The sequence below is a fragment of the Kitasatospora sp. NPDC051914 genome, assembly GCF_040680995.1.
GTDB lineage: Bacteria > Actinomycetota > Actinomycetes > Streptomycetales > Streptomycetaceae > Kitasatospora.
This window is the reverse complement of record NZ_JBFAXX010000017.1, coordinates 1-18,827: the sequence shown is the minus strand read 5'-3', so window position 1 is coordinate 18,827 and position 18,827 is coordinate 1. Positions and strand designations below refer to the sequence as shown.

The window sequence follows — 18,827 nt, the reverse complement described above, 5'->3', positions numbered from 1 at the left end:
CGCTCTGTCGCCCCCGTGGTGTCCAATAGGGCGTGATGGGCGCTCTCGATGAACCACTGACCAAGCTGGTCGGCGACCGCACCGCCAAGGTCCTCGCCGACTCCCTCAAGCTGCGCACGGTCGGCGACCTGCTGCACCACTACCCGCGCCGGTACGTCGAGCGCGGTCAGCTCACCAGCCTCGACGAACTCGAGGTGGACGAGCACGTCACCGTCCTCGCCCGGATCGAGAAGGTCACCCTGATCCCCTTCCGCGGCCGCAAGGGCGACCGCCTGGAAGTGATCGTCACCGACGGGCGCAGCCGGCTCACCCTGGTCTTCTTCAACCAGGGCTGGCGGCAGAAGGAGCTACGCACCGGCGCCCAGGGCCTGTTCGCCGGCAAGGTCGGGCTGTTCAACCGCACCCGCCAGCTCGCCTCGCCCGACTACCAACTGCTCGACGAGGACGCCGACTCCGGCGCGGCCAGGGCCTTCGCCGGCCGGCTCATCCCGGTCTACCCGGCCAGCGCCCAGATGCCCAGCTGGAAGCTGGTCAAGTGCATCGAGGTCGCCCTCGACAAGCACCTCGCCGACGTCGGCGAGCCGCTGCCCGCCGAACTGCGCACCAAGCACGGGCTGATCCCGCTGCCCGAGGCGCTCGAACTCATCCACCGCCCGCGCACCCAGGCCGACCGCGAACGCGCCCAGGACCGCCTCCGCTGGGACGAGGCCTTCGTCCTCCAGGTCGCCCTCGCCCGCCGCCGTGCCGCCGACTCGGCGCTGCCCGCCACTGCCCGGCACCGCAGCCCCGGCGGCGCCCTGGACGCCTTCGACGCCCGGCTGCCCTTCGAACTGACCGACGGCCAGCACACCGTCTGCGCCGAGATCTTCACCGACCTCGCGAGCGAGCACCCCATGCACCGGCTGCTCCAGGGCGAGGTCGGCTCCGGCAAGACCCTCGTCGCGCTGCGCGCCATGCTCGCCGTGGTCGACGCCGGCGGCCAGGCCGTGCTGCTCGCTCCCACCGAGGTGCTCGCCCAGCAGCACCACCGCTCGATCGTCGAGATGATGGGCGACCTCGCCGAGGGCGGCATGCTCGGCGGCTCCGACCTCGGCACCAAGGTCGTGCTGCTCACCGGCTCGATGGGCGCACCCGCCCGCCGCCAGGTGATGCTCGACATGGCCTGCGGCGACGCCGGCATCACCATCGGCACGCACGCCCTCATCGAGGACAAGGTGCAGTTCCAGGACCTCGGCCTGGTCGTCGTCGACGAGCAGCACCGCTTCGGCGTCGAACAGCGCGACGCGCTGCGGGCCAAGGGCGAACGCCCGCCGCACCTGCTGGTGATGACGGCGACGCCGATCCCGCGCACCGTCGCGATGACGGTCTTCGGCGACCTGGAGACCTCCGTCCTCGACCAGCTCCCGGCCGGCCGCTCGCCGATCTCCACGCACGTCGTCCCCGCGCTGGAGAAGCCCAACTTCCTGGCCCGCACCTGGGAGCGGCTGCGCGAGGAGGTCGGCAAGGGCCACCAGGCGTACGTGGTCTGCCCGCGGATCGGCGACGAGCCCGAGGAGCCCCGCAAGAAGCGGAAGTCCGCCGAGGAGGACCTGGAGGACGTCGGCGCCGGGAGCGACGACCGGCGGCCGCCGCTGTCCGTCGTCGAGACGGCCGAGATGCTCGCGAAGGGCCCGCTCGCCGGGCTGCGGATCGAGATCCTGCACGGCCGGCTCGCGCCGGAGGCCAAGGACGACGTGATGAAGCGGTTCGCGGCCGGGCAGGTGGACGTCCTGGTCGCCACCACCGTGATCGAGGTCGGCGTCAACGTCCCCAACTCCACCGTGATGGTCATCATGGACGCCGACCGCTTCGGCGTCTCGCAGCTGCACCAGCTGCGCGGCCGGGTGGGCCGCGGCAGCGCGGCAGGGCTGTGCCTGCTCGTCAGCGACATGCCGGCGGCCAGCGCCGCCCGCGCCCGGCTCGACGCGGTGGCCGGCACCCTGGACGGCTTCGAGCTCTCCCGGATCGACCTGGAGCAGCGCCGGGAGGGCGACGTGCTCGGCCAGGCGCAGTCCGGAGTGAAGTCCTCGCTCAAGGTGCTCAGCGTCCTGGAGGACGAGGAGGTCATCGCCACCGCCCGCGAGGAGGCCGCCCGCCTGGTCGCCGCCGACCCCGACCTGGCCGCCCACCCCGACCTCCGCACCGCCCTGGAGAGCCTCCTCGACGAGGACCGCGCCGAGTACCTCGAAAAGGGCTGAGAAGCGCCCCGGGCCCGGACGGCCCCGGACTGTCAGTGCCCGGAGGGAGGATGGAGGTGTCCGGGCGCGTTCCCAACGTGCCTTTCCGGCGCGACACTTGGGGGTTCTCCATGGCATTCCGTCATCTCAACGAGCTTCCGCTCGGCGACAAGGTCTTCCGGATCGAGCTCGCGAGCGAGGACGACCGCGAGGTCACCCTCACCCTGAACGGCTGGCGCGAGGGGGCGGCCGCCTCCCCGCTCGCCTCCGGCCGGCTCCGGCTGCCGGTGGAGGACGTCGCCAGCCTGCGGATCGCGCTCAACCGGGCGCTGCGCGCGCTCGCGATCGTCGCCGACGTCTCCGAGCCCATCCCCGACCGTGACGTGCTGCGCGAGCTGTACCCCGGCCACGGCGCCCCCTGGGTGCCGCAGCACGAGGAGGAGCTCGTCCGCCGCTTCCACGACGGCGAGACGATCGCCCGGATCGCCGCCCGCTACGGCCGCACCCCGGACTCGGTCCGCACCAAGCTGCGCGAGCTCGGCCACGACCCGCGCCGCCCGGAGTACTGCCCGCCGGACGGCTGCCTGTCCTGGTCCCGGTTCGCCTCGCCGGCGCTGCTCGGGGCGGCCGCCCCGGCCGAGTGACGCAGCGGGCCGGATGCCGGAGCGGGCCGGATGACGCGGCGGGCCGTGCGGCGCGCTTGAATGGGGGAGCCCCGCCGCCCCGCCGGTGCGGGCTCCCGCAGCACCAGGCACGAGAGGACCGCGCACCCCATGACCCGCGTCATCGCCGGCGCCGCCGGCGGCCGCCGGCTGGCCGTACCACCCGGCCGCACCACCCGCCCCACCTCGGACAAGGCGCGGGAGGCGATGTTCTCCACGCTGGAGGCGCTGCGCGGCACCGTGCACGGGGCGCGGATGCTCGACCTGTTCGGCGGCTCGGGCGCGGTCGGCCTGGAGGCGCTGTCCCGCGGGGCGGAGCACGTCCTGCTGGTGGAGTCGGACGCGAGCGCGGCGCGCACCATCCGGGAGAACGTGCGCAGCCTCGGCCTGCCGGGCGCCGAGGTGCGCGCCGACCGCGCCGAGCGGGTGATCGCCGGGCCCGCCCCGGCGGTCCCGTACGACCTGGTGTTCCTGGACCCGCCGTACGCCGTGGCGGACGAGGAGCTGCGGGAGATGCTGATCACACTCCGTGCCGGGGGCTGGATCGCGGAGGACGTTCTCGTCACCGTGGAACGCAGCACCCGCGGCGGAGAGTTCGGCTGGCCGGAGGGCTTCGAAGCGCTGCGCTCGCGCAGGTACGGCGAGGGCACCCTCTGGTACGGTCGCGCCGCCGACGAGGCCGATCGACACTCGTAGCACCGGTTACCCCACAAGGGAGCACACGACATGCGCCGCGCCGTCTGTCCTGGGTCCTTCGACCCCATCACCAACGGACACCTCGACATCATCGAGCGGGCTTCCAAGCTGTACGACGTGGTGCATGTCGCCGTTCTGATCAACAAGAACAAGCAGGGCATGTTCACCATCGAGGAGCGCATCGCGCTCATCGAGGAGACCACCGCCAAGCTGGGCAACGTGAAGGTCGAGTCGCACACCGGTCTGCTGGTCGACTTCTGCCGGGACCGCGACATCCCGGCCATCATCAAGGGCCTGCGCGCGGTCAGCGACTTCGACTACGAGCTGCAGATGGCCCAGATGAACCACGGGCTCACCGGCGTGGAGACGCTCTTCGTGCCGACCTCGCCGACGTACAGCTTCCTCTCCTCGACCCTGGTCAAGGAGGTCGCCTCGCTCGGCGGCGACGTCTCGCACCTGCTGCCGGCGGTGGTACACGGCCGGCTGGTCGAGCGGATCGCCGAGCGCCGCGGCTGAAACGGACATTCCCGGCGCAGCGTCACGGCGCGGCGGCCCGCCCGCGCGGCCCGCTGCGCCGGATGTTGTGAGCGGTGCCCCCTGTGGCCGTACAGTCTGTACTCCCGCCCCGCGGCGTCGTTGTGCCACGGGGCCTGCCTCCGCCAGAGCCCTTGGCGGCACACGGAAAGACAGAATCGCCCGTGGACGTGCAGCAGCAACTGGACGAGATCGTCGCGTCGGTGGAGAACGCCCGCGCGATGCCGATGTCGGCGTCGTGCGTGGTCAACCGGGCCGACCTGGTCGGCATGCTCCGCGACCTGAAGGCCGCGCTGCCCGCCGAGCTCGCCCAGGCCCAGTCGGTGGTCGCCGACCACCAGCAGATGGTGGCGGACGCGCAGGCGCAGGCCGAGGAGATCATCCGCGGGGCGCACGACGAGCGCGGCTCGCTGATCTCCGACACCGAGGTCGTGATGCGCGCCCAGGCCGAGGCCGACCGCATCCTGGCCGAGGCCCGTGCCGAGGTGGAGGCCAAGCGCGCGGAGGCCGACGACTACGTCGACTCCAAGCTCGCCAACTTCGAGGTCGTGCTGACCAAGACGCTCGGCGCGGTCGGCCGCGGCCGGCAGAAGCTGCGCGGCACGGGCGTCTACGAGCCGGAGGGCGAGGCGGGCGAGGACGGCGAGGAGTTCGAGCCGCGGGTCAGCCCGAGCCCGGAGGCCGACGAGTACGTCGACGCCAAGCTGGCCACCCTGGAGGCGGTGCTCGGTGCCACCCTGGAGGCGGTCGGCAAGGGCCGCGACAAGCTGCTCGGCAAGAAGCCGATCGACGAGCTCGGCGCCTACCTGGCCGCCGCCGACGAGGCCCAGCAGCTGAAGGACCGGGCCGAGGCGTTCGCCGCCGGCTTCTCCGCCGAGGGCGAGGAGCAGCCCTGGTACCGCGAGGAGGTGCCGCAGCAGCAGGCCTGGCCGGACCAGACCCCCGCCGCGGCCGGCTGGCAGGCCCCGGGCGAGGACCCGTACGCCGGCCAGGGCGCCCCGCAGTACGCCGACGCGTACGGCGGCTACGACCCCGCGACGGGCGGCCAGGCCGACCCGTACGGCGGCCAGTACGGCTACCAGCAGCCCGCCGCGGCCTACCAGGAGCAGCAGGGCATGGCGGACGGCTACTACCAGCAGCAGGCCTACCAGGCGGACCCGTACGGCCAGTACGGCTACCAGCAGCAGCAGGCCCCGATGCCGCACCAGCAGCAGGCCGGGCTGGACGAGACGAGCTTCTTCGACACCAGCATGATCGACATGAGCAGGCTGCGGGAGCTCGGCGGCCGCTGACCGGAGGCGGGTCGGGCACCGACTTTGGGCCTGGCCCGACTCTCCGGTAGTCTGACCACTCCGGCCTGTTCGCACCGGCCTCGTTGCGTGCCCGCGTACGGGCCACGCACACCGAATGAAGGATTCGCGCCACGCAGGGATGCGTGCCGCCTCAGGAAGTCAGGACACCTTGAACCGCCTCGACCACCGCGACCCGCTCGTGTTCGACACGCACGAGCTCGGCCGTCGCCCCGGCTCGATGCGCAAGGTGTCGCGGACCCTGGAGGCCCCCGAGGGCTTCGGCGTCGCGGACGTCATCGGGGTGCCGGAGAACAGCGGGATCGCGCTGGAGCTCCGCCTGGAGTCGGTCGTCGAGGGCGTGCTGGTCACCGGCACCGCCGAGGCGCACGTCGAAGGCGAGTGCGTGCGCTGCCTGGAGCCGCTGGAGGACGACCTGGAGGTCGACTTCCAGGAGCTCTACTACTACCCGGAGTCCGACGAGCGCCACCGCGCCCGGACGGCCGGGGCCGAGGACCTCGACGAGGAATCCGAGGACGAGACTTACCGTCTGGAGGGCGACTTCTTCGACCTCCGGCCGGTGCTGCGTGACGCGGTGGTGCTCGCACTGCCGCTGCAGCCGGTGTGCCAGGAAGACTGCCTGGGCCTGTGCTCCGAGTGCGGGGCACGCCTGAGCGACGACCCGGACCACCACCACGACGCCGTCGACCCTCGGTGGGCGGCTCTGCAGGGACTCTCCGCCGCCCCCGGCGACGAGGGTGACGAGAACAAGAACAGCGACACCCGTGAGGGTCTCGCCGAGAACCAGGAGAAGTAGCCGTGGCTGTTCCGAAGCGGAAGATGTCGCGCAGCAACACGCGCCACCGCCGGTCCAACTGGAAGGCCGTCGTGCCCGCGCTCGTCGCGTGCGACCGCTGCCACGAGCCGAAGCTCGCGCACATCGCGTGCCCGAGCTGCGGCACGTACAACCGTCGCCAGGTCCTCTCGGTCTGATCGGCGGGGTGCACGGATCGATGTCGGACGGCAACTCCTCCCGCAAGTCGGCTCCTGCGAACGGGGGCAAGGGCGGCGGGCCGGCCTCGACCGAATACGACGTCCTGGAAGGGCGCCTCGGGTACGAACTCGAGCGCGCCCTTCTGGTACGCGCCCTCACCCACCGCTCGTACGCGTACGAGAACGGCGGGCTGCCCACCAACGAGCGCCTCGAGTTCCTCGGCGACTCGGTGCTGGGCCTGGTGGTGACCGACACCCTCTACCGCCTCCACCCGGAGGTCGCCGAGGGCACGCTCGCCAAACTCCGCGCCGCGGTGGTCAACTCCCGCGCGCTCGCCGAGGTCGGCCGCGGCCTGGAGCTCGGTACCTTCATCCGCCTCGGCAAGGGTGAGGAGGGCACCGGCGGCCGCGACAAGTCGTCGATCCTCGCCGACACCGTCGAGGCCGTGATCGGCGCCATCTACCTCGACCGCGGCCTGGACGCCGCCACCGAGTTCGTCCACCGGCTGTTCGACCCGCTGATCGAGGAGTCCTCGCAGCTCGGCGCCGGCCTGGACTGGAAGACCAGCCTCCAGGAGCTCACCGCGGCCGTCGGCATCGGCGTGCCGGAGTACGTGGTCGCCGAGTCCGGCCCGGACCACGAGAAGACCTTCGACGCCGCCGCCCGCGTCGCCGGCCAGGACTACGGGCACGGCAGCGGCCGCTCGAAGAAGGAGGCCGAGCAGAAGGCCGCCGAGAGCGCCTGGCGGGCCATCAAGGCCAAGTACGCCGAGAGCACGCCCGACTCCACCGACTGAGGCGGCCCGCATGCCCGAGCTCCCCGAGGTCGAGGTCGTCCGCCGAGGACTGGCCCGCTGGACGGCGGGCCGCACCGTCGCCGAGGTCCAGGTCCTGCACCCGCGCGCGGTCCGCCGGCACACCGCGGGCGGCGAGGACTTCGCCGTCCGGCTCGCGGGCACCACCTTCGGCGAGGCCCACCGCCGCGGCAAGTACCTCTGGGTGCCGCTGGCGGGCACCGGCCACTCGATGGTCGGCCACCTCGGCATGAGCGGGCAGCTGCTCGTCCAGGACCCGGCCGCCCCCGACGAGACCCACCTGCGGGTGCGGTTCCGCTTCACCGACGGCGGCCGCGAACTGCGCTTCGTCGACCAGCGGACCTTCGGCGGCCTCGCCGTCGAGGAGGCCGAGGACGGCGACCTCGAAGCCACCCCCGTCTCGCTCGCCCACATCGCCCGCGACCCGCTCGACGCACGCTTCGACGACGCCGCCTTCGTCGCCGCACTGCGGGCCCGGCGGACGACCGTCAAGCGCGCCCTGCTCGACCAGACGTTGATCAGCGGCGTCGGCAACATCTACGCCGACGAGTCGCTGTGGCGCGCCAGGCTGCACTACGACCGGCCCACCGCCGGCATCACCCGGCCCCGCGCCGCCGAACTCCTCGGCCACGCCCGGGACGTGATGAACGCGGCGCTCGCCGTCGGCGGCACCACCTTCGACAGCCTCTACGTCAACGTGAACGGCGAGAGCGGCTACTTCGCCCGGGACCTCGACGCCTACGGCCGCGAGGGCGCACCCTGCCACCGCTGCGGCACGCCGATCCGCCGCGCCGCCTGGATGAACCGCTCCAGCTACTACTGCCCCCGCTGCCAGCCGGTGCCCCGCCAGCGGTAGGCCCCGGCGGGAGAACGGCCACCACTCAGGGCTCAGTGCTCGGCGAGTTGGGGCTGCTTGGGCTCCACACCGTGCAGGGCACCCTCGTCCTCGCCGAACCAGGCGACACCCACGGCGCTCACCACCGCCAGTACGAAGCCCAGTCCGGCCAGCCAGCCCAGGCCCGCGCGCGAGGTGTCGCCGAGCCACAGCACGCCCACCGCGCCCGGCACCACCGTCTCGCCGACCACCAGCGCGGCGGTCGCCCCGTTCACCGAGCCGACCTGCAGTGCCACCGTGTGCAGGTACATCCCGCCGATGCCGCCGATCAGGATGGTGTACAGCGCCGGGTCGGACACCAGCGCCGTGAGGTCGAACGGGTCGACGCCGTCCAGGATGCGCACGCCGATGCCCAGCGCACCGAACCCGAGGCCGGACAGCAGGCCCGCGACGATCGCCCCGCTGCGGCCCATCCGCCGCACCAGCAGGCTGCCGCCCGCGATCAGCACCGTCGTCGCACCGAGCAGCCACCAGTGCACCGCCCGGTCGACCACGTGGTCGCCCTCCGGTCCGGCGGCCACCGCCAGCATCACCAGCGCGCCGCACAGCACGCCGATCGACACCCACTCCAGCTGCTTCAGCCGCAGCCCCAGCAGCTTGATGCTGAGCAGCGCGGTGATCACCAGGTTGGCGCTGATGACCGTCTGCGACAGGAACAGCGGCAGCAGCCGGGCGGCCAGCGCACCCAGTCCGAAGCCGATGAAGTCCAGCACCGTGCCGAGGATGAACTCCCAGGTCACCGCCGCCTTCGCGGTCGACGCCAGGCTCGGCCCGCCGTGCTCGGTCAGCGTGACCCCGCCCTCGGAGCGGGCGGCCTCCTCGCGCGCCGAGCGGCGGGCGCCGACCGCCTGCAGGACGGAGCCGGTGCCGTAGCAGGCGGAGGCCGCGACGGCGGTGACGAGACCGATGAACACAGGGGCTCCGATCATGGGTGGGGCTGGCAGTGCACCACTATGCCGGGTCGGAGCGGCCCGCCGGTCACACCGGGGGGTATTCCGGCCGGTCGGCGGGGTGGGAATCCGACCGGGGGAGCACGGCGGCGGGATTCCGGTGCGACTGCAGGAGGGGTTCGGGGCCGTCCTGGCGGTAGCGTCGATTACATGGGAACCGTTCTGCGTCGCCCGGTCCTCGTGCTCACCGCGCTGCTGACCGGGATGCTGCTGCTCTTCGCCCCGGCGGCCACCGCGGCCGGGGTGTCCGACGCGGCCGCCGCCCTCAAACAGGGCCAGGTCTACGTCGACCCCTCGATGACCGACCGCTTCTCCGAGGCGCAGGCCGTCGACCTCACCGAGAAGATCGCCGATGCGGACAAGCCGATCTTCGTCGCCGTCGTCCCCGCCAACGACGACTACCCGGCGGCCACCGTCGCCCGGGACCTGCGCACCGAGGTCGGCATCGTCGGCGTGTACGCGATCTGGCGCGGCGACCAGTTCAAGGCGTTCTCCGACCGCCGGGCCCTGCCGCCCGCCTCCGCCGACCGGATCGCCGACGCCGCCTTCCGCGCCCACCCGGGCGACATCAACGCGGCCCTCAACGACTTCGTCGACCAGGCCGCCCCGCAGACCCGCGGCCACGGCGTGGCCTCCGGCGGGGTGAGCGCGGCCGCGATCGCCGTCCCGCTCGCCCTGCTGGCACTGGTCGGCGCCGGGGCGTTCCTGCTCCTCCGCCGGGCGAAGCGGCGCAAGGAGGAGCAGGCCCGCGCCGAGCTGGCGCAGCTGCGCACCGTCGTGGACGAGGACATCACCGCCTTCGGCGAGGAGCTCGACCGGCTGAACTTCACCCCGGGCGCACCCGACGCCGACGACGACCAGCGGGACGACTACGCGCGGGCCCTCGACGCCTACGAGAAGGCCAAGCTGACCATGGACGCGGCCACCGGGCCGCAGGACGTCCGGCCGGTGACCGAGGCGCTGGAGGAGGGCCGGTTCTCGCTGGCGGTGCTCGCGGCGCGGCGGGAGGGGCGACCGCTGCCGGAGCGCCGTCCGCCGTGCTTCTTCGACCCGCGGCACGGCCCGTCCAGCGAGGACGCCGACTGGGCGCCGGCCGGCGGGGCACTGCGCAGTGTCCCGGTCTGCGCGCAGGACGCGGCGCGGCTCAGGGACGGACAGGACCCGGACGTGCGGACGGTGCCGACCGCGTACGGGCGCAAGCCGTACTGGAACGCGGGCCCGGCCTACAGCCCGTGGGCCGGCGGCTACTACGGCTCCGGGCTGCTGCCCGGGCTGGTGGCCGGCACGCTGATGGGCTCGGTGCTCGCCTCGCCCGGCAGCGCCTGGGCGGCCGGCGGTGAGGCCGGCCCCGGCGGCGGGGAGTACTCCGGCGCCGACTTCGACCAGAACGACTTCGGCGGCTTCGGCGGCGGCGGGGACTTCGGCGGCGGAGGCGACTTCGGTGGCGGGGGCGACTTCGGCGGCGGCTTCTGACCCGACCCGCCGGGCCGACCCTGGGGGCTCGCCCGCATTTTCAGGTGCGCCGTTGGGCTGCGGAGAGGAGCAGGGCGGCCCCGGAGGCGAGCAGGGCCGCAGCGGCCACCGCCGTCCAGCCGTGCCGGAAGGCGTCCAGTGCGGCGGCTGCGGAGTGCGGGCTGCCGAGCAGCGGGACGACCACGGCGACGCCGATCACGGCGCCGATCTGGCGGGCCATGGTGGTGACGGCCGATCCGGTGGCGAACCGGTCCGGCGGCAGGGCTGCGGCGGCCGCGCCGACCAGGGTGGGCAGGGCGAGCCCCACGCCGAGGCCGGTGAGCAGCATGCCGGGCAGCAGCCCCTGGGCGTATCCGGGTGCGGTGCCGACGGCGACGGCCCACCAGGCGACGCCCGCGGCGAAGACCAGGGTGCCGGTGCAGGCCACCGCACCCTGGCCGAACCGCCGCAGCAGCGGCCCGGTGGCGAGGGCGACCGGCGGCACCAGCAGCGGGCCGGGGGAGATGGCGAGTCCGGTGCGCAGTGCGGAGTAGCCCCAGACCTGCTGGCACCAGAGCACGGCGGTGAGCAGCATGCCGGAGAAGGCGACGGTGAACAGCAGGGCGGCCGCGTTGGCGGCGGCGAAGACCGGTACCCGCAGCATCGGCAGGTCGACGACGGGTGCCCGGTGGCGGGCGGAGCGGGCGAGGAAGAGGGCGGTGAGCAGGGCTGCGGCGAGCAGGCTGCCGAGGGTGCGGGCGGACGTCCAGCCCCAGGCCTCGGCCCTGACCAGCCCGAGGGCGAGTGCGCCGATCGCCGCGGTGAGCAGGACGGCGCCGGCGAGGTCGGGGAGGGGGCCTGCCCCAGTGGCCCGCGGGCGGGGGAGGACCCGTGCGCCGACGGCGAGGGCGAGTGCGCCGACGGGCAGGTTCACCAGGAAGACCCAGCGCCAGTCGGCCTCGACCAGCAGGCCGCCGAGGACGGGGCCGAGGCCGGCCGCGATGCCGCCGATGGAGGCCCAGCCGCGGACGGCGGCGGGGCGGCGTTCGGGTTCGGTGGCGGCCAGCAGCAGGGCGAGCGAGGTCGGCATGAGGAGGGCCGCCGTGGCGGCCTGCAACAGCCGGGCGCCGACCAGCAGGCCGACGCCGGGGGCGAGGGCGCAGAGTGCGGAGGCGGCGGTGAACCCGGCGAGTCCGGCGAGGAAGCCGGTGCGGTGGCCGATCCGGTCGGCCATGCGCCCGGCGGGCACCAACAGGGCGGCGAAGACGATCGCGTAGCCGTTGAGCACCCAGGAGAGCTCGGCGAGGCCGGCGCCGGCGAAGTGCTCGGTCATGGCGGGGACGGCCACGTTGACGACGAACAGGTCCAGGTTGGAGACGAAGACCGCGGCGGCGACCACCGGCAGCACCAGTGAATTTGATTTTCCAACTTTCTGCATGGCCGGTCACGCTAGACCGTGTGGGTTTGGAAACGCAACCCGCTGTGGCACCCTGGGGCGGGTGACCGCGCACGCACCGCCCCCGCTCCCCGCACTCCCCGGCCGCCCCTGCTCGATCGCCGCCGCGCTCTCCGTCGTCGGCGAGAAGTGGGCCCTGCTCGCCGTCCGCGAGCTCTTCTACGGGAACCACCGCTTCGAGCGGCTGGTGGAGAACACCGGTGCCCCGCGCGACCGGCTCACCGCCCGGCTGCGCGCCCTGGAGGAGGCCGGCGTGGTCGAGCGGCGGCTCTACCAGGAGCGGCCGCCGCGGTACGAGTACCACCTCACCGAGGCCGGCCGGGACCTCGCGCCGCTCACCCAGGCCCTGCTCGCCTGGGGCGACCGCTGGCTGCTGCCCGAACCGCCGGTGACCCTCCGGCACGCCCCGGCCGGCAGCCCCGAGCACTCGCTGGACGCCGCCTGGATCTGCCGCACCTGCGGCGAGCCGGCCGGCCGCCACGACGTGGGCCTGCAGATCAACACGCCCGGGTGGGACCGGCAGGGGCCGACCGGGTGAAACCGCCCGCCCGGTCCGCCGGCACCGCGCCCACCCGCGCCCACCCCGCGTCCGGGCCCGGCGGCAGTCGGTCCGCGGCGGCCCGGTGAACGGCACCGCCGGTGCGCAAAGGTGCCGTGCACGTGCGGTGAAACCCCTTCGCACCCGGCCGTGCGGGGGCGCACTATGGTCGAGCCATGCGCGGTCACGACAGCTACGGCCACCACACGCTGGGGCACGACGGCGTCCGGCCGGTCCGGGTCACCGCCTGGGTCCGCGGCCGGGTGCAGGAGGTCGGCTTCCGGTGGTGGACCAGGGCCCGCGCCCTGGAGATCGGGCTGACCGGGTACGCGAGCAACCTCGGCGACGGGCGCGTACAGGTCGTGGCCGAAGGACTGCACGCCGACTGCGAGGAACTTCTCGGCCTGCTGCGCGGCCCGGACACTCCGGGCCAGGTCAGCGGGGTCACCGAGATATGGACCGCGACCGGGGACGGGTACGACGGATTCGCGATCCGCTAGGTACCCGGCAGTTGCCGGAGGAGTGGAGAGACCCTCCGGCAACTGCCGGTGTCATCCGGTTGCCATCCGGGCAGACTCGTGGTTGACTCCGCACCAGCAGTGATCCACCGGATCCGGTGGCCCGCCCCGCCCCGTGGTGTGACCGTCCCGCCATGCAGGTGAGAGGGGTGCGGTAGCGTGCGGTGATCGTGTTGACCCGTACCGTCTTTGGTGAGACGCTGGAAGCCCGCGCACCAGTCCGCGTTTACCCGGCAGGGTCGAGCCGTCGTGTGCCCAGCTCACTGCGGCCGCCCTGGAGTGCCCAGCCAGCACCTCGGGTCGACGAGGAGTGCGCACCCCTTCCCCCTAGACCAGTACCGCAAAACGGTTCGGTCACTCAGCGTGGAGGACCATACATCATGGCAAAGGCGCTTCTCGGGTACGTCGGCGGCCCCGACCCGCGAATGCTCTCCGAGATGCGACGGCTGCAGCAGCGTGTTCAGGACCTGGAGGCCGAACTTCTCCGGCTCCAGACGGAGAACGACGCTCTCGCCGCTGTCGCTGACGAGCACTCGCTGCTCACCAGCATCGACATGGATCACCGGGAGCCTGCGCTCACCTGATCCTCCCCGGTCGGATCGATCGACGCCGTCGGTGCGCTGAGCTTCCCGAAAGGGATCGCAGCCTGCAAGGGACGTCCGGTGTGGCGTCCCTTCGTCGTATCCGGTGCCCTCCCCGCGCGAATGCTGCCCATGCCGCAACGCGGTCAAACCGCCTCCTGACGTCCCGGCCCGCACCGGGCCGGATAAAGTCGCCAGCACAGCGCCGAACGCTGGCGAGGAGGTCGGACGGGTGCACCTGAAGAGTCTGACGCTGCGCGGGTTCAAGTCCTTCGCGTCGGCCACCACGCTGCGCTTCGAACCGGGCATCACCTGCGTGGTCGGACCGAACGGCTCCGGCAAGTCGAACGTCGTCGACGCCCTCTCCTGGGTGATGGGCGAGCAGGGTGCCAAGTCGCTGCGCGGCGGCAAGATGGAGGACGTCATCTTCGCCGGCGCGGGCGGCCGCGCCCCGCTCGGCCGCGCCGAGGTCAGCCTCACCATCGACAACACCGACGGCGCCCTGCCCATCGACTACTCGGAAGTCACCATCACGCGGACGATGTTCCGCAACGGCGGCAGCGAGTACGCGCTCAACGGCACCGTCTGCCGGCTCCTCGACATCCAGGAGCTGCTCTCCGATTCCGGCATCGGCCGCGAGATGCACGTCATCGTCGGCCAGGGCCGCCTGGACTCCGTCCTCCAGGCCGACCCGATGGGCCGCCGCGCCTTCATCGAGGAGGCCGCCGGCGTCCTCAAGCACCGCAAGCGCAAGGAGAAGGCGCTGCGGAAACTGGACGCGATGCAGGGCAACCTCAACCGCGTCCAGGACCTCGTCGGCGAACTCCGCCGCCGGCTCGGCCCGCTCGGCCGGCAGGCCAGGATCGCCCGCCGCGCCGCCGGCATCCAGGCCGAACTCCGCGACGCCCGGCTCCGCCTGCTCGCCGACGACCTGCTCGCCCTGCGCCGCGCCGTCGAGGCCGAGATCGCCGACGAGCTCGCCCTCAAGCTGCGCCGCACCACCGTCGAACAGCAGCTCGCCGCCGCCCTCCAGCGGGAGGCCGTCCTGGAGGCGCAGGTCGAGCAGCTCGGGCCGCGCCTGGAGGCCGTCCGGCAGACCTGGTACCGGCTCTCCGCCCTCGCCGAGCGCACCCGCGGCACCATCGGGCTCGCCGAAGCGCGCGTCCGGCACGCCCACTCCGGCGCCGGGGCCGAGGAACGGCGCGGACGCGACCCGGAGGAGCTCGCCGCCGAGGCCGCCCGCATCCGGGAGGAGGAGGCCGCCCTCGCCGAGGCCCTGGAAGAGGCGCAGTGCGCGCTCGCCGAGGCCGTCGAGACCCGCGGCGAACTCGAAAGGTCGCTCGCCGCCGAGGAAGCCGCGCTCAAGAGCGCCGCCCGCGCCATCGCCGACCGCCGCGAGGGCCTCGCCCGGCTCCAGGGGCAGGCCGCCGCCGCCCGCTCCCGGGCCGCCGCCGCCCGCGCCGAGATCGGCCGGCTCGCCGAGGCCGCCGCCGACGCCCGGCAGCGGGCCGAGGCCGCCCAGCAGGAGTACCAGCGGCTCAAGGACGAGACCGACGGCCTGCAAGCCGCCGACGACGAGCAGGAACACGCCCTCGACCGGGCCCGCGCCGACCTCGCGGACGCCGAGCGCGTCCTCGCCGCCGCCCGGGACATCGCCGCGGCCGCCGAACGCGAACGCGCCGGCCTCACCGCCCGCCACGAGGCGCTCTCGCTCGGCCTGCGCCGCAAGGACGGCAGCGGCACCCTGCTCACCGCCGCCGACCGGCCCGACGGGGTCCTCGGCGCCGCCGCCGAACTCCTCACCGTCCGCCCGGGCCACGAGACCGCGATCGCCGCCGCCCTCGGCCCGGCCGCCGGAGCCGTCGCCGTCGACGGCCCGGACACCGCCGCCGAGGCCCTGCAACTGCTCCGCAAGCAGGACGCCGGCCGCGCCGCCCTCCTCCTCGCCGGCGCCCCGGCCACCACCGGCGGCGAACGCCACCGGCTCCCCGACGGCCACCACTGGGCGGCCGACCTCGTCGAAGCCCCCGCCGGACTGCGGCCCGCCGTCGACGGCCTGCTCGCCGGCACCGCCGTCGTCCCCGACCTCGCCGCCGCCCGCCGGCTCCTCGACCGGCACCCCGGGCTCACCGCCGTCACCGCCGACGGCGACCTGCTCAGCGGCAGGTGGGCCCAGGGCGGCGCGGCCGGCGCACCCAGCCTGCTGGAGACCCGGGCCCAGGTCGCCGAGGCCGCCCGGCGCATCGACGAACTCGACGCCCACTGCGAAGAGCTGGCCGAAAAGCTGGCCGCCGCCTCCGAACTCCGCCGGGAACTCGCCCAGAACCAGGAGCAGTTGGCCGCCGCCCGGCGCAGCGCCGAGAAGGAGCGCGCCCAACTCGCCGGCGCACTCGGCCGGTCCGCCGGACAGGCCAGGGCCGCCGTCGACGAGGCCGAACGCCTCACCGCCGCCGCCGACCGCGCCGAACAGGGCCTCGCCGAGGCCGAACTCGCCGCCGAGGAACTCGCCGCCCGGCTCGAGGCCGCCGAGGAGATCGACGCCGCCGCCGAGGACGAGCCCAACACCGCCGAACGCGACCGCCTCGCCGCCGCCGGCACCGCCGCCCGGGCCGCCGAGACGGAGGCCAGACTCGCCGTCCGCACCCACGAGGAGCGCGTCCGTTCGCTGACCGGCCGCGCCGACCAGCTCGACCGGACCGCCGCCGCCGAACGCGAGGCCCGCGCCCGCGCCGCCCGCCGCCGCGAACGCGCCCGCCACGAGGCAGAGGTGGCCACCGCCGTCGCCGAGGGCGCCCGGTACCTCCTCGCCGCCGTCGACACCTCGCTCACCGCCGCGGACACCGAACGCACCGCCGTCGAGCAGGACCGCACCGGCCGCGAGGCCGAGCTCCGCACCGCCCGCGAACACGGCCGCGAACTCAAGGCCGAACTCGACAAGCTGGTCGACGCCGGCCACCGCGACGAGGTGCTGCGCGCCGAGAAGCGGCTGCGCATCGAACAGTTGGAGGCCCGCGTACTGGAGGAGTTCGGCATCGGCGGCCAGGAGCTGCTCGACGGCTACGGCCCCGACCAGCCCGTCCCGCCGCCGCTGCCCGAGGAGGGCCAGGAGCCCGGCGAACCCCGCCCGTACGACCGGGCCGAGCAGGAGAAGCGGCTCAAGGCCGCCGAGCGCGCCTATCAGCAGCTCGGCAAGGTCAACCCGCTGGCACTGGAGGAGTTCGCCGCACTGGAGGAGCGGCACCGCTTCCTCGGCGAGCAGCTCGACGACCTCAAGAAGAGCCGGCGCGACCTCATGGACATCGTCCGCGACGTCGACGCCAGGGTCGAGCAGCTCTTCAGCGCAGCCTTCGCGGACACCGCCGCCCAGTTCGAAGGCGTCTTCTCCCGGCTCTTCCCCGGCGGCGAGGGGCGCCTGGTGCTCACCGACCCCGAGTCCATGCTGACCACCGGCGTCGAGGTCGAGGCCCGCCCGCCCGGCAAGAAGGTCAAGCGGCTCTCGCTGCTCTCCGGCGGCGAGCGCTCGCTCACCGCCGTCGCCCTGCTGGTCTCCATCTTCAAGGCCCGGCCGAGCCCCTTCTACGTGATGGACGAGGTCGAGGCGGCCCTCGACGAGACCAACCTGCGCCGGCTGATCGCGATCATGGAGGAGCTCCGGGAGAGCTCCCAGCTGATCGTCATCACCCACCAGAAGCTCACCATGGAGTCCGCCGACGCCCTCTACGGCGTCACCATGAAGGGCGACGGCATCTCCCAGGTGATCAGCCAGCGGCTGCGCGAGGAGCACAAGGAGAAGCGCACCCCCGCCCCGGCCGGGTGACCCGCCGCCCCGCCCGGCGGGCACGCACGGTGCGCGAGCCACGCCGTCCTGCTACTCCCGGCCGCGCGGGGGCGTCGCCGATACTGGGGGGGTTATGGAATACGTGATCCTTGCCGTAATCATCGCCGTGGTCGCCGTCGGCGCGATCGCGGGTCTCGTCGTCACCGGCAGACGACGCAAGCCGCTGCCTCCCAAGCCCGAGGCACCCGTCATCACGCCGCCCCGCGAGCCGCAGGTCGGCGAGGAGGCCGCCCCGCCCACCGAGGCGCCCGTCCAGACCATCGAGGAGGTGCCGCTCCCCGAAGCAGAGGAGCAGGCCCCGGCGGAGGCCGCGGCCCCGCCGGCGGTCGAGGTGCCCGAACCCACCGCCGGCCGGCTCGTCCGGCTGCGCTCCCGGCTCTCCCGTTCGCAGAACTCGATCGGCAAGGGCCTGCTCACCCTCCTCTCCCGGGACCGCCTCGACGAGGACACCTGGGAGGAGATCGAGGAGACCCTGCTCGTCGCGGACGTCGGCGTCGCCGCCACCCAGGAGCTCGTCGACAGCCTCCGCACCCGGGTGAAGGTGCTCGGCACCCGCACCCCCGACGAGCTCCGCGGCCTGCTGCACGAGGAACTCGTGAAGCTGATCGGCCCGGACGCCGACCGCACCGTCCGCTCCACCAAGCACGAGGAGGGCCCCGCGGTCGTCCTGGTGGTCGGCGTCAACGGCGTCGGCAAGACCACCACCACCGGCAAGCTCGCCCGCGTGCTCGTCGCCGACGGCCGCCGGGTGGTGCTCGGCGCCGCCGACACCTTCCGTGCCGCCGCCGCCGACCAGCTGCAGACCTGGGGCGAGCGGGTCGGCGCGTACACCGTCCGCGGCCCCGAGGGCGGCGACCCGGCCTCGGTCGCGTTCGACGCCGTCAAGGAGGGCATCGCCGAGGGCGTCGACACCGTCCTCGTCGACACCGCCGGCCGGCTGCACACCAAGACCGGCCTGATGGACGAGCTCGGCAAGGTCAAGCGGGTCGTCGAGAAGCACGGCCCGGTCGACGAGGTGCTGCTCGTCCTCGACGCCACCACCGGCCAGAACGGCCTCGTCCAGGCCCGTGTCTTCGCCGAGGTCGTCGACATCACCGGCATCGTGCTGACCAAGCTGGACGGCACCGCCAAGGGCGGCATCGTCGTCTCCGTCCAGCGCGAACTCGGCGTGCCGGTCAAGCTGATCGGCCTCGGCGAGGGCGCGGACGACCTCGCACCCTTCGAGCCGGCCGCCTTCGTGGACGCCCTCATCGGCGACTGAACGGCACCACCGGCCGATCCGGCAGCACGGCGGCGGGGGGGCCGCCCCCCCCCCCGCGGGGGGGGCCCCCCCCCCGGGGCCCGCCCCGGGGGGGCGCGCCCCCGGGCCGGACCGCCGCCCCGCGGCGGGGCGG

General features: G+C 74.0%; 17 protein-coding genes. 15 read left to right on the top strand and 2 right to left on the bottom strand.

Features of this window, described 5'->3' with window-relative positions; translation table 11 throughout:
- The first annotated feature begins 35 nt into the window (after positions 1-35).
- The 9 genes from recG (at position 36) to mutM (ending at position 8,061) form a co-directional block, all read left to right on the top strand.
- Positions 36-2,237: an ATP-dependent DNA helicase RecG gene (gene recG, locus AB0M03_RS13510; RefSeq protein WP_363491552.1), complete on the top strand. Its 2,202-nt coding sequence runs from the start codon at positions 36-38 to the stop codon at positions 2,235-2,237.
- Between the two features lie 110 nt (positions 2,238-2,347).
- Entirely contained in the window at positions 2,348-2,860 is a 513-nt protein-coding gene (locus AB0M03_RS13505) for a hypothetical protein (protein WP_363491551.1), read from the top strand.
- 129 nt (positions 2,861-2,989) lie between these two features.
- Positions 2,990-3,574, top strand: coding sequence for a 16S rRNA (guanine(966)-N(2))-methyltransferase RsmD (gene rsmD, locus AB0M03_RS13500; protein WP_363491550.1), 585 nt, complete (start codon positions 2,990-2,992; stop codon positions 3,572-3,574).
- 30 nt (positions 3,575-3,604) lie between these two features.
- Positions 3,605-4,090 (top strand): pantetheine-phosphate adenylyltransferase, encoded by a 486-nt coding sequence (gene coaD, locus AB0M03_RS13495; RefSeq protein ID WP_363491549.1) that lies wholly within the window; start codon positions 3,605-3,607, stop codon positions 4,088-4,090.
- 182 nt (positions 4,091-4,272) lie between these two features.
- Positions 4,273-5,400, top strand: a complete 1,128-nt coding sequence (locus AB0M03_RS13490) for an ATP synthase F0 subunit B (protein WP_363491548.1) — start codon at positions 4,273-4,275, stop codon at positions 5,398-5,400.
- Between the two features lie 169 nt (positions 5,401-5,569).
- Positions 5,570-6,214 (top strand): DUF177 domain-containing protein, encoded by a 645-nt coding sequence (locus AB0M03_RS13485; protein WP_363491547.1) that lies wholly within the window; start codon positions 5,570-5,572, stop codon positions 6,212-6,214.
- Positions 6,215-6,216: 2 nt separating this feature from the next.
- Entirely contained in the window at positions 6,217-6,390 is a 174-nt protein-coding gene (rpmF, locus tag AB0M03_RS13480; RefSeq protein WP_035866499.1) for a 50S ribosomal protein L32, read from the top strand.
- Between the two features lie 20 nt (positions 6,391-6,410).
- The gene (gene rnc / locus AB0M03_RS13475; protein WP_363491546.1) at positions 6,411-7,187 is read left to right on the top strand and encodes a ribonuclease III; all 777 of its coding nucleotides are present in this window, start codon (positions 6,411-6,413) and stop codon (positions 7,185-7,187) included.
- 10 nt (positions 7,188-7,197) lie between these two features.
- Positions 7,198-8,061, top strand: a complete 864-nt coding sequence (gene mutM / locus AB0M03_RS13470; protein ID WP_363491545.1) for a bifunctional DNA-formamidopyrimidine glycosylase/DNA-(apurinic or apyrimidinic site) lyase — start codon at positions 7,198-7,200, stop codon at positions 8,059-8,061.
- Between the two features lie 32 nt (positions 8,062-8,093).
- On the opposite strand, the gene AB0M03_RS13465 is transcribed toward mutM, so the two are convergent.
- The gene (locus tag AB0M03_RS13465; protein ID WP_363491637.1) at positions 8,094-9,014 is read right to left on the bottom strand and encodes a hypothetical protein; all 921 of its coding nucleotides are present in this window, start codon (positions 9,012-9,014) and stop codon (positions 8,094-8,096) included.
- Positions 9,015-9,200: 186 nt separating this feature from the next.
- Between AB0M03_RS13465 and AB0M03_RS13460 the strand changes: the two genes are divergently transcribed.
- The gene (locus tag AB0M03_RS13460; protein ID WP_363491544.1) at positions 9,201-10,523 is read left to right on the top strand and encodes a hypothetical protein; all 1,323 of its coding nucleotides are present in this window, start codon (positions 9,201-9,203) and stop codon (positions 10,521-10,523) included.
- Between the two features lie 40 nt (positions 10,524-10,563).
- Here AB0M03_RS13460 and AB0M03_RS13455 read toward each other — a convergent pair whose 3' ends face one another.
- The gene (locus AB0M03_RS13455) at positions 10,564-11,940 is read right to left on the bottom strand and encodes an MFS transporter (RefSeq protein ID WP_363491543.1); all 1,377 of its coding nucleotides are present in this window, start codon (positions 11,938-11,940) and stop codon (positions 10,564-10,566) included.
- Positions 11,941-12,001: 61 nt separating this feature from the next.
- On the opposite strand from AB0M03_RS13455, the gene AB0M03_RS13450 reads away from it, so the two are divergent.
- The 5 genes from AB0M03_RS13450 to ftsY all read left to right on the top strand — a co-directional run bounded on the left by AB0M03_RS13450 (position 12,002) and on the right by ftsY (position 18,694).
- Positions 12,002-12,496, top strand: a complete 495-nt coding sequence (locus AB0M03_RS13450; protein WP_363491542.1) for a helix-turn-helix domain-containing protein — start codon at positions 12,002-12,004, stop codon at positions 12,494-12,496.
- Between the two features lie 176 nt (positions 12,497-12,672).
- Positions 12,673-12,996: an acylphosphatase gene (locus AB0M03_RS13445; protein WP_363491541.1), complete on the top strand. Its 324-nt coding sequence runs from the start codon at positions 12,673-12,675 to the stop codon at positions 12,994-12,996.
- Positions 12,997-13,394: 398 nt separating this feature from the next.
- On the top strand, positions 13,395-13,598 hold the full coding sequence (locus AB0M03_RS13440; RefSeq protein WP_095873024.1) for a hypothetical protein: 204 nt from the start codon (positions 13,395-13,397) through the stop codon (positions 13,596-13,598).
- Between the two features lie 229 nt (positions 13,599-13,827).
- A complete protein-coding gene (smc, locus tag AB0M03_RS13435) occupies positions 13,828-17,412 on the top strand; it encodes a chromosome segregation protein SMC (protein WP_363491540.1) in 3,585 nt (1,194 codons plus the stop codon).
- A 94-nt stretch (positions 17,413-17,506) separates the two neighbouring features.
- Positions 17,507-18,694 carry a signal recognition particle-docking protein FtsY gene (ftsY, locus tag AB0M03_RS13430; RefSeq protein ID WP_363491539.1) on the top strand — a complete coding sequence of 396 codons (1,188 nt, stop codon included), beginning with the start codon at positions 17,507-17,509 and terminating at the stop codon, positions 18,692-18,694.
- Positions 18,695-18,827: the final 133 nt, after the last annotated feature.